Raw genomic sequence first — 16,341 nt, forward strand, 5'->3', positions numbered from 1 at the left:
TCGATATCCACGCATCTTTAATGCCCGTGACAGCCGGTAATTGATCGGAGTGGAGTGTCTCGGTAGGAAAGTCTGAGCGAAACCGCTGTCCGCGATGGGCTGAAACAGGAAGGCACTTCATGATCGGAACCAAATTCACCTGCAACATTTGCGGACAATTTTCAGTCTTCCAGCCTGAGGGTGATTGGAGAGAGGCCCCCAGTTGCACAAATTGCGGCTCGTCTGTGCGTGCCCGCCAAATGGCGCATTGTGTTACCCTAGGAGTTCTAGGTCATTCGCAGGCATTGCCTTCGATCAAGCGCCCGGAAGTTTTTGGAGTAGGCTTGAGCGACTCGCAGGACCTTGCAGTGGCGCTCGCAAGTGCATTTTCTTACACAAACACCTATTACCATCAACCACCAATACTCGACATTTGTAGTCCGACTGACGATTGGCTCGGACATGCGGACTTCTTAACGTCGAGCGACGTTTTTGAGCACGTCCCAAGTCCGGTTTCATCGGCATTTTCGGGAGCTTACAGCGTGCTGAAGGATGGCGGGATCTTGGCCCTAACTGTGCCGTTTGACGGCCGGGAAACGACAAAAGAGCATTTTCCCGGTATTACACAATTCAAAACAATTGAGATCGATGGTGAATGGGTGATGGTAGGGAAGACATCTTCGGGTGGGTTTGAAGTCAACCAAGATTTAACATTCCATGGAGGACCGGGGACAACAGTTGAAATGCGTTTTTTCGGGCGCGAGAACCTTGTTCAAGAATTGTCGAGCGCAGGATTCCAAGATATTTATATTCATTCGGAAGTACTTCCGGAATTCGGGATATTTCCTCCCCATGATCAAGGTTTGCCGATCACAGCCCGGAAGCCCCGTTCTCACTAGCAATGTTGCGAGTTTATGCGCCCTACCCATACTGGCACGTGATGATCCTGGCTCTCAACGCTGAAAGCCCAAATTTTACCGACCGATGGCGGAGACGGAGGGATACTCCTCCCTATTCATATAGCCCAAATAAAACAGGCACTTAGGATTTTTGCAACTATCGGTTTTGGAGCCTCGTTTGTAGCATTCGACGGCCATCAGTGGAGGGCGCGATTTAGCGTAAGGGACTAGACGTTTCAGGATAAGAGGCTACCTTGAAGATCAAGGAGTGAACATTCATGCGTCTAAACACGAAGAAGTCGATGCTGCTCGCGCGCCGTGTGAAGGGACGCTACGGAACTTGGCAAGCAGTTAGAGATGCTTCGCAGGTGCGGGATGGGGTCTTCGTTGTAGAGGCGAAGCGAAAGCAGCAGGAAGCAACCAAGCCTGCTGATAAGCCGCTCGCACCCGCATAGCATTGGCGTTTAGTTACTCACTTTTCCTAGTCTTACTGCTCCTCTTTCCCGGCCTCTGCTTTTGGGCAGGTTGGCGCGCCGGAGAGAGGACTGATTTCCTCACGCCCGCGCCCGACAAGCCTAATTCGACGCTCACGCTTTTCATGATAGTTCTCGGTACAATCGCCGGGCATTTTGTCGGTGCTGCTCTGCTCACGCTGCAAAACTGGTACTGTCAGTCCAACTCATGCGTGCCGCTTGACTTCGATCCGAACTCATATCGAGCCTTGCTCCAAGGGGCCGCTGCAGCCCAACGTGCGCCAGATTTGGCGATTGAGATCTGGCTTCTCCAAGTGCTTCTGATCGGCGTGCTCGCGGCGATCGGGGCGTTTTGGCTGTCCAGGTGGAAGTTCGTTACCGACAGATTAGACCCCATTGCGTTTGGCTGGCTCTCACCTGCTGTGCAGGCGGTGAAGAACGGCAACTCCTTTGTCACCGCCTACGTCGTCACTAAAACGAGCCACAATGACCTTTCGGTAGCTTACGAGGGCGTGGTCCAACAGTTGGCCCTTGATGAGGACCAATCCATCAAACTTGTTGTCCTCAATGAAGTGGACCGCTTTTTGGTGCGCATCACAGAAGGCGGTCTGGCAAGGGTGAACACAAGTGCCAATCCGATAACCCAGCTACAAATTACAGCCTCTGAGATTGCGAACGTCGCGCTGGAAGTGATGCAAGCACCTGAGCAGGATGTCACAGCTATCGAGCATGAGGGAGATTTCGCCTCTGCTGATGTTGCCGATGAAGAGGGATCCTCAGCCGATAAGTCTCCTAGCTGGCTGCAACTGGTTGCATTAGCTTTCAAGGGGGGACGGCAATAACGCCGTTTCATATTCGTAAAGGCGGTGAAGTCTCACTCGCCATAGGCGAGCGGCAATGTATTCGATGCAGCATCGGTGTCGCCAGACCACGCCATCGTTACCGATCCATTGCTGCTCGACGCGATCGAGATTCAGCGTGGTCCGGCTGCGGTCCGTTACGGTGGCAGCGCAGTAAATGGCGCAGTCAATCTGATCGACAGCAAGGTCCCCAAAATCCGTCCAGCCGGCGGATTAGCGGGTGCGGCAGAGCTACGCTACGGCACGTCGGATCAGGAAATGACCACAGCTGGCCGTGTCACCGCTGGGCTTGGACCGATTGTCGTTCATGCCGAGGGCGCGCGCAGCTTCCGTGATGATTACGGCGTACCGGAAGAATTCGGCACCGACACTCTGGGCGATTCCTTTGCCGAAAATTCGACATATGCCTTTGGTGCGTCCGTGGTTACGGACAAGGGTTATGTCGGCGCAGCTTATACGCGGCAGGATGCGACATACGGCCTTCCCGGGCACAGCCATGCGAACGGAGTATGTCACTTGCATGGCTATCCTTTCCCCGCGCCTGGACGCATCGATCTACATTGTCTGGGACATGGCAACTATCAAAACCCGTTCCCCAATCCCGACAGCGACACAGCCCTCATCGATTTGCGGAGCGAGCGAGTCGATTTGCGCGCCGATCTCGTCGATGTGCTTCCCGGCATTTCCGATATCAGGGTCAGGGGATCCTATACCGACTACCTGCACGACGAAGTCGATGGCCCGATCCTTTACAGCCGCTATGCCAATGACGTCTGGGACGGCAGGCTCGAGCTCACGCACAAACCCTTGCTCGGCTTCATCGGAACTGTTGGGGTGCAATACACTGACGGCACCTTTAGCGGCCTCAACCTCATTGACCTCCACGTACCGCCGACAGCGTCGTTCGGATTCGGCGGAGTCCAGGATTACCTGACCCGGAACGTCGGATTGTTCCTGAGCGAGCGGCGGAGTTTCGGCTCTGTCGATATCGAAATCGCAGCGCGTAAGGACTGGCGCACGATCAAGACGCCAATACCTGGCGATTTCTACATCAATCTCGAGGAGGAGTACTGGGGGTATTACATCGACACATATGGCGAGAAATGGCGGCAAGCGATTGAGCAGGATTATCGCGAGGGTTTCGCCCTCAGCAATCCTGATCGAAAGCACGATCCCTTTTCTGCATCGGTCGGCGCGACATGGAATGTCTCGCAGAAATATTCGGTCGCGCTATCTCTCGCTCATACCGAGCGCGCGCCGAATGTGCGCGAACTATTCGCCGACGGCAGCAGCCTTGCGACCAACAGCTACGAGGTCGGGCTTCTGGCAACGGGTTTCGTCGAGAATTACCTCCCCGATGACCTGTTCGATTATGAGGACGGCGTTCTTGAGCGCTCGCGCGCGATCAACTTGACGTTCCGCAAGGTCGGCGGACCATTCGAATTTGAAATCGGTGCATTCTTCCAGGATGTCGACAACTATATATTCGCGCATCTGCTCGAGACGGAATACACAACCGGCCAGCGCCACGATTTCCTGCTTTACACTACTGCAGATGCCAAGTTCTACGGTGCGGATGGACAAGTGAGCTACCAGCTCAACCCCAACTCGAGAATTACGGTTTTCGGCGATTACGTTTCAACCAGCCTTAAAAACGAAGAAGGCAATTTGCCGCGCATCCCGCCAGGGCGATTTGGTGCGCGATACGAATACGCTTCTGGAGCACTAACGGCGGATTTGGAATACTACCGGACTTTGGAACAGGACAGGGTCGCCAGCTACGAAAGGCCCACAGACGGCTATAACATGCTCAACGCAACCATCGCGTACAATATCGATATGGGGCAGCGGGCAGATTTCGAAGTCTATGCGCGCGCGACAAATCTGACCGACGAGCTTGCCTTCGTACATACATCTTTCGTCAAAGACCAGTCTCCGCTTCGCGGGCGTAATATCGTCTTCGGCATACGCACACAGTTCTAGAACGAGTATGGCGGTCGATCTCGATCGACCGCCATCACGCGCCTGTGGAAGTTGTGTAGCGCGCTCGAATTCTCTAGAACATACGGGTTCAGGGTCAGGCAACGAAACGAGCCGGACACTTTCCAGCGGCTGCGCGTAGTGCACGGGTGAACAGAACAATCCTTATAGCCGAAAGCGGCACATCTGAAGATCGTGCGAACCGGCGGGACGATGTCGGAAAGAGCTCAGGCGAAACCTATGCGGCTACGCTGGAACAACTCATGCCGGGATGCCAGATCGATATCGTCCGGCCATCCGACGACACGAGCACACCCGTGTCCGTTGCCGACATCGTTCGTTATGATTCCGTCTTCATCACCGGCTCGCCCATGCATGTCTACAATGACACACCGCCGGTTCAGCGGCAGATCGAGTTCATGCAGGCCGTTTTCAAATCCGGCGTCCCCTCGTTCGGATCCTGCGCGGGATTGCAGATCGCGGTTGCAGCTGCTGGCGGCAGGGTTCGCAAAATGCCAGAGAGGCTCGAGGCCGGCATATCGAGAGGCCTCGTCCGCACGTCGGCGGGGGAAGGACATGCACTGCTCGCGGGGAGACCTGCGGTGTGGGATGCTCCCGCGCTTCACGGCGATGAAGTAGAAAAGCTTCCTGAAGGCGCCATCCTGCTGGCCGGCAACCGCATTACCCCCGTCCAGGCAGTCGAAATCCGTCACGAGCGCGGGATATTCTGGGGAGTGCAGTATCACCCCGAACTCGCAATCGGGGAAATAGCAGCGGCCTTACGTCGCGAAGCCGATGCGCTGATCGATGCGGGGCTGGTGATAACATGCAGCGACGTGAACGAAGTGGCAGATAGCCTCGATCGCCTGCATCGTGAACCGGACAGTCGGTCCGCGCGATGGAGGCTGGGCGTCGACGACCAGTTCGCTAGTGAAGAGAAGCGGCGCACGGAGCTTTTGAACTTCATCGAAGCAATTCCTGCGCTTGATTGCCGAGAACGCTGAGAAGATGGCGCGGCTTGAAACGCTCAGGACACCGTCCGTCCCGAATTCGTCAATGACCTGACGGCTGCCCTGCTGCATATTAAGCGTTGAAATCAGGGCGCTCCGGATCCCCGCGATACTGAATCTCGAACACCCTTGGTCCTGGACAGAACAGAAAATTCGGAATCGACCGAGCAAAAAGCGCCGGTACCCCAGTTTCAATGCAGTATCAGTCTCAGCTCTGCGTCGCCTGACGGCAGCGCCGGTTTAGGTAGGTTTCATCAGAATATTAGAAGACCGCGGCACGGTATTACCGACACGCCACGGGCAGTAGTGCTCGCAGAATGATGCCCGCGAGAGGCCAGCTTTCTCGCCTTCGCCAAGTCGCAGATGGACATGGGAACTTGTGCGCCGGGGTCCTCTTGAGAGCGAGAGCGGGGCGAAGCTGTACGGCAACGGTCGAACGATGATAGTTGTAGAGGTCAGTGCAGTAAGTAAGCAGGCTGACCCGTTTGCCAGGGCAGTGGTAATGGGTGACGGCCCAGACTGACCGGATCGCCGCCACCCATCATATTTCGATTAATACTCGCGAGCAGGTGTTACGTCACCGACGCAGGCCCCAAAACCGATCGATCGGAAGCCGGGTGCTGACAACGTACCTCGCAGCGAAATGCGGTCGCCATCTTCAAGGAAGGTGCGGGTCTCGCCACCGGGCAAGTCGATCGGCTCCTTGCCGCCCGACGATAGTTCCATCAGGCTGCCATAACCACTGCGGTCGGGGGCCGAGATCGTGCCTGTGCCTAGGAGGTCGCCGGGCAGCAGGTTACAACCGTTGACCGTGTGATGCGTCACCATTTGCGCCACGGTCCAGTACATATTGCTGGCCGGGCCACTGCTCAGCTTCAGGTCAGTCAAGCCTTGGTTGCGCATTTTCGCGCTGCTCAAATAGACCTCCAGCGTAATCGCGAAAGCGCCACTGGCCTGGTCGGTCTCGTCTATTAGGTAAGGGAGCGGTGCCGGGTCGCCCTCCGGTCGAGCCGGCTGGGCGATGCGGAACGGTGCGAGAGCCTCGGCGGTCACGATCCAAGGCGATACCGTCGACAGGAAGCTTTTCGACAGGAAGGGACCGAGAGGCTGGTATTCCCATGCCTGAATGTCGCGCGCGGACCAATCATTAAAGAGCGAGAGCCCGGCGATATGCTCGCTCGCCGAAGCGATGTCGATCGGATCGCCCAGCGCATTGCCTTGCGAAATCCATACGCCCATCTCCAGTTCGTAATCGAGGCGCTTGGAAGGACCAAAAACCGGCCCCTCCTCGCCTTTCTGCTGGCCGACGGGGCGCTTAAGCGGTGCGCCGCTGGGCCGGATGGAAGAGGCGCGGCCATGATAGCCGATCGGAACATGCTTGTAATTGGGCAGAAGCGGATTGTCGGGGCGGAAGAGCTTGCCGATATTGGTCGCGTGATGAACGCCGACATAGAAATCGGTGTAATCGCCAATCTGCGCGGGCAAATGCATCGTCACATCCGTATGCGCGAAAAGGCAGGCGCGCGCCGCTGCCTCATGCTCACTGCCAACGGCCAGCAAGCGCGAAACCTGTTGGCGCAGTTCGACGCGAACGGGTGCACCTGCAGCCAGTAACAAGTTGAGCTGCTCGCCCGTCTCGCGCACGATCCGGGCGGCGTCGCCTCCAATCAGGCCGGCATCGGCCGCCGCCACGAGATCGAGGACGTAGTCGCCAATCGCCATAGCAGCGCGGGGGCTACGATCTTCCGGAGAGAACATGCCGAGTGGCAGGTTCTGGATCGGGAAATCGCTATGATCGTCGGCTCCTTCGACCCAGCTTCTGAGATCCGGATCGTGGGTGGAATCTAGGGGGAAAGTCATATTGCTAACTCCGGTTTTGTAAAGCCGGACCAGACATCGTCATAATCAAGTTGCATCGTCGGGCTTTCTGCCGCCCATCGCGTCGTACGAATGACATTGCGGCTTTCGAACATGAAGGCCATCGTGTCCTCGATCTTCATCGGCTGAAGATCAGCGGCGATCGCGGCTTCATAGGTGTGGTGGTCGGGTCCATGGCCGTTCATACAATTATGCAGGGAAGCGCCGCCGGGCTGGAACCCGCCTGCTTTGGCGTCATAAACGCCTTCGATCAGCCCCATGAATTCGGACATGATATTACGATGGAACCAAGGCGGGCGGAACGTGTCCTCTGCCACCATCCAGCGGGGCGGAAAGATTACGAAATCGCAGTTCGCAGTGCCCCGTGTCGAGCTAGGAGAAGTCAAAACAGTGAAAATCGAAGGGTCGGGATGATCGAAGCTTACCGTATTGATCGTGTTGAACCGGCGCAAATCATAACGATAGGGTGCGAGATTACCATGCCAGGCCACCACGTCGAAGGGTGAATGGGGAAGCGTCGTACGCCACAAATTGCCCTGAAACTTCTGGATTAGCTCCCAGTCCTTCGCATCGTCCTCGAACCATGCAGACGGGATTTCGAAATCGCGCGGATTGGCAAGACCGTTGGCGCCGATCGGGCCCAAGTCAGGCAGGCGGAAGGTCTCGCCGTAATTCTCACATACGTAGCCGCGCGCCACCCCGGCCTCTAGCGCCACACGAAAACGGACGCCGCGCGGAACCACTGCGATCTGCTGCGGCTCGAGGTGAATGCGCCCCAGTTCGGTGACCAGTTCGATGGCGCCCAACTGCGGGACGATGAGCATCTCGCCGTCGGCGTTGAAGAAGGCCCGCCGATCCATCGAACGGTTGGCGCAATAGGCATGGATGGCGATGCCGTCGTTCTGGCCGACATCGCCATTTCCGCCATAGGTGATCAATCCGTCAACGAAATCGCAAGCGGTTTGCGGAAGCGGGGCCGGATCCCAGCGCATGCGATTCGGCGAGCATGGTACGTCAATAAATGGCCCCGAACGTAGGCGTGCACCACCTTCATAGGGGCTAAACGCACCGTGCATTGCAGCAGGATGCATCCGGTAGAGCCACGAACGCAGGTTGTGCACCCGCGGTGCCGTAAAGGCCGTGCCCGAAAGCTGTTCGGCATATAGCCCGAACGGCGTCTTCTGCGGGCTGTTGCGCCCTACAGGCAGGGCGCCAGCCACCGCTTCGGTTGCGACATGGTTCCCAAAACCGACATGCATCCCGGCGGATCCATTGCCGTTTGCCGCAGTGTCAGGCGTGGGCCTAGTTTCTTCCAAGCTCATGTCGAGGCTATCGCTTCGCGTTCGCTTCGATCATGTTAGGGATCGAAACAATGCCGACCTGCTGCGCATAGGCGTCATATGCTTGCGTGAGGAGGGCAAGGATCTCGGGATGCTGCGCGGCAAGATCAGTGGTTTCGCCCGGATCTTTGACGACATTGTAAAGAAGCCAGTGACCAAGCGGAAGTTCATCAGCGGGAAGCCCGGTCGGGAGCGAAGTGACAAGCAGCGCTTTCCAGTCACCCATCCGCACAGCTCGCCCACCTCGCATTTCCAGCACCGACGGCGTCGATGGTCCGGCAAGCTTCGGAGATGGCGTTTCAAGCGCTACGGCGAGGCTGTGGCCGATGGGCGCAGCCTTGCCGGGGTTCGCTGTATCGACAACGCCAGCAAAATCGAGGATGGTCGGTACAAGGTCGCGAACATCGCCATATGCACCTGAAATCCCGTCCTCGGACACGCCCGGACCACTTATGATCATCGGTGAGTGCGTGCCGCCCTCGCTGGTGAAGCCCTTGAAATAGGCAGAGGGCGCCATCGACGCCTGCGCCCAGCCAGGGCCGGTTGAGACATAACTCGTACCAGACCCCATGTTGTCGAGGCTGTTGTCGAAATTCGCCGCGATCCACGGCCCCCATTTCCGATTTGTTTCCCGGCGCCCGCCTGCGGCGCCATTGTCAGACAAGAACATGATGATCGTATTGTCATACAGCCCCTTGTCTTTGAGATTGGCGATCACACGGCCGATGTTATAATCCATTCGATCGATCATCGCCGCATAGATTTCCATCCGGCGGCTCTCTGCGGCGCGCTCCGTCGGGGTCAGTGATGACCATTCGGGAACACCGATCATTTCGTGCGGCTCGACGGTCTCTTCTACCAACCCCTCGGACTTGAGGTTGGCCAGACGTCGCTTCGCAAGCGCCCGGGGGCCATCATCATAGCGGCCGCGATATTTCGCGATCACCGATGGAGGTGCCTGCAGCGGCGAATGCGGTGCGGTGAAGCTGAGAAACGCGAAGAACGGCTTGTCGCCGTGATCTTCGTTTATGAACATGTTAAGATAGCTGGCGAAAGTGTCAGACGAATAGAAACCCGCCGGCACCGACACCAGGTCTTTGCCGAAGCGGTAGAGATCGGGCCCGTCGGGGCTGGGGTCCTTCCCCTCATATTGGTAATGGTTCGCCTCTCCGCGAAGCATCGAAAACGAGCGATCGAAACCCCAGCTTGCAGGAGATTCGTCTTCGTCGAGGCCCAAGTGCCATTTGCCAGCCATAAGCGTGTAATAACCGGCACCCTGTAGTCGCTGGGCAATGGTTACGGCTCTGGCGTTAAGTTGCCCTTCGTAACCGGGCTGGCCGCGCTGCTGCTCTGTCAGCAGTTCGACCATATTTCCCAGCCCGACCTGGTGATTATCAGCGCCCGTCAACAGCATTGCACGCGATGGCGAACAAAAAGGCGAGACATGAAAGTTGGTCATGCGGACGCCATCGCGGGCAAGCATGGTGAGGTTGGGAGTGCTAACCTCTCCGCCATAGGGCGCAATGTCCGACCAACCCATGTCATCGGCAAGGATCACAAGTACGTTCGGGGCTTGCTGTCGGGCACGCGGGGCAGAGGCTGGAGCTGGCGCCGATACGGCGGCAGAAGCTGGCGCTTCGGGCGCTTTTGCACCTGCAGCAATAGGGCACATGGCCGATGCCGTCAGCAAGACGGAAGCCATTTTCAGCAGCGATTTCGGGTTCATCGGTAGCCTCTCCGGAACAGTTATTCTTCCTCGCAAGAGAAGCATGAGGCCCGTGCATTTGTCCAGAAAAAATTACGGCTTGCATAACGCATTTCGTTCTGTGTAATTGCCAATCAATATGAGGTCAGTCTCGCAAGAAGGCTGTTTGGGAGAGCGAAAATTGACTAGCCATCGCCAGTGTTCCGTCCTTGTCGCCGGTCCGTCAGCGTCAATCGGTGATGGAGTTCCACTTTTCTTCGGCTCGAGTTCCTTTTCGGTGCCGGCATGACCGATAGGTTGCCCACACAGGACGTCTCGGTCGAGAAGATCGTTGACGAAGGAACACGGTTCCGGCGTTCGCAAATTGCCATCACCGCAATGTGCATGACTTCGCTGATCCTTGATGGTTTCGATGTCCAGGCGATCGGCTATGTTGCGCCTGCGATCATTCGCGAATGGGGCATTGATCGCGCCGAATTGACCCCGGTGTTTTCCGCTGGATTAATCGGAATGCTGATCGGTTCATTCGCGCTCAGCTGGCTTGCCGACCGGATCGGTCGGCGCAAGGTACTGATTGGCGCCTGCGCGTTCTTCGGGGCATGCATGGTGGCGACGGCATTTGTCGAGAATGTCACCCAGCTGATCGCGATCCGTTTTATTACCGGGCTGGGCCTTGGCGGGATCATGCCCAATGCGATGGCGCTGGCGGGCGAATTTAGCCAGAAACGGTTTCGCGTTACCGTCATGATGTTGGTCGCCAGCGGCTTTACGATAGGTGCAGCGCTTGGCGGGTTGTTTTCGGCTCTGCTGCTAGAAATTGCGAGCTGGCACATGGTTTTCATCGTAGGCGGGCTGGCCCCCTTGCTCCTCACCGTGACGATGCTGATCTACCTGCCCGAATCGCTGCAGTTCCGTTTGCGCAAGGGTGTCGAGCAGCGCGATATTTTCGAGGAGCTGAAGCGCCTGCGCCCTCAATGGCTGCCGCATCCCGGCATGCTGATCACCCTGCCGGAATCCGACAGTAAGTCTGCCAGCGTGGCCAGCCTTTTTACCCCGGAACGTCGCCGGGGCACGTTCGTGCTATTCGCAGTCAATTTCATGAATTTGATCGTGCTGTATTTTCTGGCCAGTTGGCTGCCCACGCTGCTGGTTGGAAGCGGTCATGATGAATCCACCGCGATTATCGCGGCGACCTGCGTGCAGATCGCCGGAATCATCGGCACTTTAACGATGGGACGTGCGATCGACCGGCTCGGTTTCAATGCGGTTCTCATCCCCATGTTCGCGATAGCGGCGATCGGCATTTTCCTGTCGGGACAGGATCTCGGCACCTTTGCCCTATTTGCTGCGGTTAGCGTGGCGGGCTTCTGCATCGTCGGCGGGCAGCCTGCGCTCAATTCGCTGGCGGCCAGTTTCTATCCCGCAGCGGTTCGTTCGACCGGCATTGGGTGGAGTCTTGGCTTTGGTCGGTTCGGGTCGATCCTCGGCCCTGTGCTAGGCGGCTACTTTATCGAAAAGAACTGGTCCAATCCGATGCTTTTCACCGCGATGGCCGCGCCAGCCGTCATTTCGATGGCACTCGTGATGCTGATGCCGCGCACATCTCACGAACCGCGGAAGGTGTCGCGCTAAAATTGGCACGACCTCGTCCGTCGACAAAATTTACATACCCAAGGAGACCAATATCCATGGCTCGCACCAGTCTGATGGGGGGGACCCTGCGCACTCTCATGGTTGCTTCCCTATCCCTCCCAGTAGGGCTTGCCCTTCCCGCGCATGCCCAAGATCAGGCGGAAAGCAAGCCTGTCGTTTCCACGCCGGTTCAGCCCGTCCGGACCCAGTCCGATGCAGTGGAGGCTCCGCCGGTCACTCCGCGACCCGCGCCGTCAAATGCGGATGCGCTGGGGCCGCTCGATACGGGCCTTGGGCCAAGGTCTGGTGCCTTTTTCTTCAACCGCGCGAGCGAGAAATACCCGACGCCCGAATCCGCTCTTGCCGAAGGGGTCTTTGCACCGCTCAAGCATATCGAGTTGGGCGATCCCGATTATTATCTGACCCTGTCAGGCGAGGAACGCGTCCGGCTCGTGGGGCAAAGCTACGCCAATTTCGCTGGCGCAGGCCCGAACCGGGGCCAGGGTTACATCGGCTTTCGCCACCAGTATGGCGCCGACTTGCATCTTGGGCCCAACGTCCGCTTTTTTGGCCAGCTTGTCAGCGCACAGATCGCCGGAAAAGACATCGCACGTCCCTATAATGCACGGGTGCAGAACGACGTCGACCTGGCTCAAGGTTTCGTCGAATTCCGCGACACCTTTGCCAGTGGCCAGTTTTCGGTGCGCGGCGGGCGACAGCTTTTCAACCTTGGCAATGGCACGTTGTTCTCGATCATCCCTGCCGCTTCGGTTGAGCAAGCAATGGACGGCGTTGTCGCGCACTATTCGCGCCAGACATTCGACCTGACCGGTTTCTGGCTCAAACCCGTCGATGTCGCGCGAGGCGCATTCGACGATCCCACCAGCAAAACGGAAACGAATTACGGGGCTTACGGGAGCGTGCGCTTGGTCGACCGGGGCGATACAGGTATCACGATCGACCCCTTCTTTATACATAATCGAAATGAAACAGGGCGTGCAGGATTGATCACCGGGCCCACGGCCCGCGATACCATGGGCGCGCGGATCTGGGGCCAAAGCGGCATTGTAAGTTTCGACTGGAGCGGCATTTTCCAGACCGGCAGTATGGTAGGACAGGACGTGCGCGCAGGCGCGGTGCTCACCGAAACCCGATTCCGGCTTCCCGGTGCCCCGGCAAAGGCCACGCTATTGCTGCGCGCCGATGCGATCACCGGTGGCGGCGGCAAGGACGGATCGACCATTCATACCTACGATCCGCTATACAATTTCAACCTTTATACATCCGTGTCGGGCAATATCGGATTGTCGAACCTGATCGAAGGCGGGCCGGGCATCAATCTTAACCCGGCACCCAAGCTGAGCGTGCAGGCATATAACCGTTGGTATTGGCGCTATTCGACGGATGACATTGTCTATGGCCGCAGCTTCTCGCCGCTTCTGACGACCGCCGACGCTGAAGGCAGCTATATCGGCATGCAGCCAGGAATGATCGCGCGCTATCAGCTCGGCCGAAATGTCAATCTGATGGCACAAGCTGCCTATTTCACACCTTCTGACGGGATGAAGCAGGCGGGGCTGAAGAATTCGGCGTGGCTGTTGTTCGAAACCTTGTTCATGTTCTGAACGGGAACATCAGAAGCGCATTGTGCTGCACTGCCGCGAGGTATAGCGCCCTTCATCTTGGCAATGGAGGGGCATTTGGCGGAAACAAAGGACAAGGTGCAGGCTGCGATCACGACGTCGCAGGTATTGAAAGCGCTGGGTCGGTCTGCCAATTTCGCGCCCCTTGGCCAGATCGCGCGCGAGGCCGGAATGCCGGCAGCCAAGGCGCACCGGTATCTGCAGGCGCTGATCGAAGAAGGAATGGCAAGCCAAGACCCGATGTCGGGTCATTATGGCTTGGGACCTGAAATAATATCGATCGGCGCGGCCGCGCTGGGGCGTATAGATCTTGCAAAAGTGGCTGGGGCGCCTCTGGAGGAACTGCGCAACGCAACCGGTGCGACCTGCCTTCTCAGCGTCTGGGGCAACCATGGCGCGACGGTCGTGCGGGTACTGCAATCGGTTTCGGCTATTACAGTGGTCACTCGCTTGGGATCGGTCTTGCCTCTGCAATCCGCAACTGGCTTGATCTTCGCCGCCTTTCTCGAAGAAGAACGCCTTAACCTTTCAGCGGACTACAAGAGTTTTCGTCGCCAGTTCCTTGCGCTGCCCGAAGGGCGAGAAGCGATTGCGAAGATTCGCGCTGAAACTGTCACCAATATAGCCGGGCTGCTGGTAACGGGTATCGACGCCGTAGCCGCACCTGTCCTCGATGCCGAAAAGCGTTGTGCCGCCGTGGTCTGCTCGCTTGGCCCTGCTGCTACTTTCGATGCCGATCTCGCGGCCCCGCCGGCACGCGCAGTGCGTGACTGCGCCAACGAAATCTCGCGCCTTATCGGATATCAGGCCAATACTGGGTAATCCGGATCAACCGGGCAGATCGCGCAATACGCAGCGAAAGCCGATATGCGAGGTCGAGGAATCGATCATTTGCGGATGGCGTGCGGCGGGTCTGTAGCGCTGGCAGTAATTCTCGGCACATAGATGCGATCCGCCCTTGATAACCTTGCGACCGATCTTCACGTCAGGCTGCGCCTTATCAAGGCTCTCCATCCGCCGTCCCCCTTTCGGATTTTCTATGGTACAGCATGCCGATTTGCGCTTCTTGACCATAGGCTGTGGCTTGTCCCGCCACCAGTCCTCGGTCCATTCCCAGGTGTTGCCGATCATGTCGTAAATTCCATATCCATTGGCTGGATACGTCCCGACCGGAGAGGTTCTCTCCCAGCCATCCAGCTCAAGATTGGAAAAGGGAAACAGGCCCTGCCAGTAGTTAGCCAACATCTGCCCGCCCGGCGCCAGTTCGCTGCCCCAGGAATAAGCGGTGTCACCGCAGCCCCCGCGTGCGGCAAATTCGAACTCCGCCTCTGTCGGTAGTGCCTTGCCGCACCATTCGGCGTAGGCCCGGGCATCGTCATGGGTAACATGCACCACCGGATGATCCCAAAGATCCAGCGAGTCGATATCACTGTCTGGTCCGAGCGGTTTTTTCCAGTATGCGCCGAATATGAACGACCACCAGTTGGAGGCGTCCGAAAGATCCACCGGCCCCCGTGTTTTGTGGAACACCAATGAACCTGCTCGGGCAAGTTCCTCGGGCATGTTGGGATATTGCGCTGGATCCGGGGCAATCTCTGCTGTCGTGGTATAGCCGGTCTGTGAAATGAATTCGGAAAATTTCCGATTGGTTACCGGATGGATGTCGATCATGAACGGATCGACTCGAACTTGTCGAACCGGAGCCTCTTCCGGGTAAAACCGTTCGGACCCCATCAGGAAGGTCCCTCCGGGGACGAAAGCCAACCCGTCGCATTCCGGCATTATCATGAAGATAGTCCTTTTTCGTCATCGCGAGTGAAATGCCAGTTCTGCAAGCTAACTGGTTTGCCACTTAGCAAATTGCAATGCGCGGCGAGCTTCTCTCTGGCTGCCTGGTTTGAAGCGCCATGAATACGCCCTTCAGGACTAAATAAAGCGCCAAGATACCAGCGTCATCAGGCGCAATTAATGGTTTGGTCGACCCGGTCAGTCAGACCCGATATCATAAATTACTTGTGAAACCTCTGTTAAAAAAATTTGCCGATAAATGCCGGCAATTCGTTAAAGCCGGTCATCCAACGTCAGCTTTCGGGTGACAATCGAGCTTACTCGAATGTCCGGAATGAGGGCGCAAAGGGGGCGGTCTGAAACTTGGCCGCACCCTGCCTGTCCGCTTGCAGCCACCATAATAAACGGAGCCGCCGTTCCGTCGCGACAACGCTTCGGCCAGCTGACGCCAACATTGCGGCCGTTCCCCGGCTTGCTTCTGCTTCGTCTTGGCTGCCGACAAACCTGCTCATGTCGTCTTGCAAGCCTTCGGCTAACCCTGACGGGCCACCGATAATTACGACCTATACAAGACTGCCAATTGCAAACGTGCCGAATTGGGACGCGCGCGGCATTCTCTTTCTCGCAGATCGGAAAACCATTTAGCGGGCGATTCGCCAATCGTTAGGAAATCGCTGTGGCGGTGTCCTCAGGTCCGCAAATGCCGCGATGAGTCGCTTACGATTTTTCATTTGCGAAGCTGGGTTTAAAAAGGGGGGGGCGCGATGATTGCAAGACTGCGATGCATGACGTGCGCGCGTGCGCTCAATGCGATTAAAGCGGTTCTCAGATTAACGTTTGCCAGTCTAATCTTGTCGGCGTCGCCTGCGTTCGGCCAAGCCGATGCAATAACTATTGACGTCAATGCCGACATAGCGCCTCGCTGCGGTTTTATCGGTGCTAGCCCACTTTCGGCTACGGCTCCAAGAGATCTTGAGAGCGCCGCACAGTTGAGCTTTCGGCTCAAGCTGGATTGCAACACGCCCTTTTCTTTCGGCGTCACGGCAGCGAACGGCGCTTTGTTAAACCAAGATGCTTTGAATGATGGCTCGGGCTTCGCCTTCGCGAAAACTTATTACCTGAGCGTCGGTATCGACACTGATCGCGGTGTCATA

12 protein-coding genes are annotated in these 16,341 nt (G+C 57.3%); 8 read left to right on the forward strand and 4 right to left on the reverse strand.

Features of this window, described 5'->3' with window-relative positions:
* The first annotated feature begins 119 nt into the window (after positions 1–119).
* From K3177_RS05240 to K3177_RS05255, 4 genes are all read left to right on the forward strand, one after another.
* On the forward strand, positions 120–878 hold the full coding sequence (locus K3177_RS05240; RefSeq protein ID WP_221597391.1) for a class I SAM-dependent methyltransferase: 759 nt from the start codon (positions 120–122) through the stop codon (positions 876–878).
* A gap of 598 nt (positions 879–1,476) precedes the next feature.
* Complete coding sequence (locus K3177_RS05245; RefSeq protein WP_221597392.1) at positions 1,477–2,193, forward strand: hypothetical protein; 717 nt, start codon at positions 1,477–1,479, stop codon at positions 2,191–2,193.
* 75 nt (positions 2,194–2,268) lie between these two features.
* The gene (locus tag K3177_RS05250; RefSeq protein WP_221597393.1) at positions 2,269–4,194 is read left to right on the forward strand and encodes a TonB-dependent receptor; all 1,926 of its coding nucleotides are present in this window, start codon (positions 2,269–2,271) and stop codon (positions 4,192–4,194) included.
* 146 nt (positions 4,195–4,340) lie between these two features.
* The gene (locus tag K3177_RS05255) at positions 4,341–5,195 is read left to right on the forward strand and encodes a type 1 glutamine amidotransferase (protein WP_345725357.1); all 855 of its coding nucleotides are present in this window, start codon (positions 4,341–4,343) and stop codon (positions 5,193–5,195) included.
* A 558-nt stretch (positions 5,196–5,753) separates the two neighbouring features.
* Here K3177_RS05255 and fahA read toward each other — a convergent pair.
* From fahA to K3177_RS05270, 3 genes are all read right to left on the reverse strand, one after another.
* Positions 5,754–7,061 (reverse strand): fumarylacetoacetase, encoded by a 1,308-nt coding sequence (fahA, locus tag K3177_RS05260; protein ID WP_221597394.1) that lies wholly within the window; start codon positions 7,059–7,061, stop codon positions 5,754–5,756.
* Positions 7,058–8,338: a homogentisate 1,2-dioxygenase gene (gene hmgA / locus K3177_RS05265; RefSeq protein WP_221597469.1), complete on the reverse strand. Its 1,281-nt coding sequence runs from the start codon at positions 8,336–8,338 to the stop codon at positions 7,058–7,060. The genes fahA and hmgA overlap by 4 nt, the downstream gene beginning before the upstream one ends.
* 70 nt (positions 8,339–8,408) lie before the next feature.
* Positions 8,409–10,145 (reverse strand): arylsulfatase, encoded by a 1,737-nt coding sequence (locus tag K3177_RS05270; protein WP_221597395.1) that lies wholly within the window; start codon positions 10,143–10,145, stop codon positions 8,409–8,411.
* A 264-nt stretch (positions 10,146–10,409) separates the two neighbouring features.
* Here K3177_RS05270 and K3177_RS05275 point away from each other — a divergent pair, with 264 nt between their 5' ends.
* The 3 genes from K3177_RS05275 to K3177_RS05285 all read left to right on the forward strand — a co-directional run bounded on the left by K3177_RS05275 (position 10,410) and on the right by K3177_RS05285 (position 14,221).
* Entirely contained in the window at positions 10,410–11,756 is a 1,347-nt protein-coding gene (locus K3177_RS05275; protein WP_221597396.1) for an MFS transporter, read from the forward strand.
* 56 nt (positions 11,757–11,812) lie between these two features.
* Entirely contained in the window at positions 11,813–13,381 is a 1,569-nt protein-coding gene (locus tag K3177_RS05280) for an alginate export family protein (protein ID WP_221597397.1), read from the forward strand.
* A 75-nt stretch (positions 13,382–13,456) separates the two neighbouring features.
* On the forward strand, positions 13,457–14,221 hold the full coding sequence (locus K3177_RS05285) for an IclR family transcriptional regulator (protein ID WP_221597398.1): 765 nt from the start codon (positions 13,457–13,459) through the stop codon (positions 14,219–14,221).
* 6 nt (positions 14,222–14,227) lie between these two features.
* Here K3177_RS05285 and K3177_RS05290 read toward each other — a convergent pair whose 3' ends face one another.
* The gene (locus tag K3177_RS05290) at positions 14,228–15,163 is read right to left on the reverse strand and encodes a formylglycine-generating enzyme family protein (protein WP_247714308.1); all 936 of its coding nucleotides are present in this window, start codon (positions 15,161–15,163) and stop codon (positions 14,228–14,230) included.
* An 809-nt stretch (positions 15,164–15,972) separates the two neighbouring features.
* On the opposite strand from K3177_RS05290, the gene K3177_RS05295 reads away from it, so the two are divergent.
* Positions 15,973–16,341 (forward strand): hypothetical protein (locus K3177_RS05295; RefSeq protein WP_221597399.1); only part of this gene is annotated, 369 nt, incomplete at its 3' end.

The sequence above is a fragment of the Qipengyuania pacifica genome (assembly GCF_019711555.1).
In the GTDB taxonomy this organism is placed as follows: domain Bacteria; phylum Pseudomonadota; class Alphaproteobacteria; order Sphingomonadales; family Sphingomonadaceae; genus Qipengyuania; species Qipengyuania pacifica.

Coding starts and splice junctions, on each gene's coding strand:
- K3177_RS05240 (WP_221597391.1), top strand. CDS start 120: ATGATCGGAACCAAATTCACCTGCAACATTTGCGGACAATTTTCAGTC.
- K3177_RS05245 (WP_221597392.1), top strand. CDS start 1,477: ATGATAGTTCTCGGTACAATCGCCGGGCATTTTGTCGGTGCTGCTCTG.
- fahA (WP_221597394.1), bottom strand. CDS start 7,061: ATGACTTTCCCCCTAGATTCCACCCACGATCCGGATCTCAGAAGCTGG.
- hmgA (WP_221597469.1), bottom strand. CDS start 8,338: ATGCATGTCGGTTTTGGGAACCATGTCGCAACCGAAGCGGTGGCTGGC.
- K3177_RS05270 (WP_221597395.1), bottom strand. CDS start 10,145: ATGAACCCGAAATCGCTGCTGAAAATGGCTTCCGTCTTGCTGACGGCA.
- K3177_RS05275 (WP_221597396.1), top strand. CDS start 10,410: ATGACCGATAGGTTGCCCACACAGGACGTCTCGGTCGAGAAGATCGTT.
- K3177_RS05280 (WP_221597397.1), top strand. CDS start 11,813: ATGGCTCGCACCAGTCTGATGGGGGGGACCCTGCGCACTCTCATGGTT.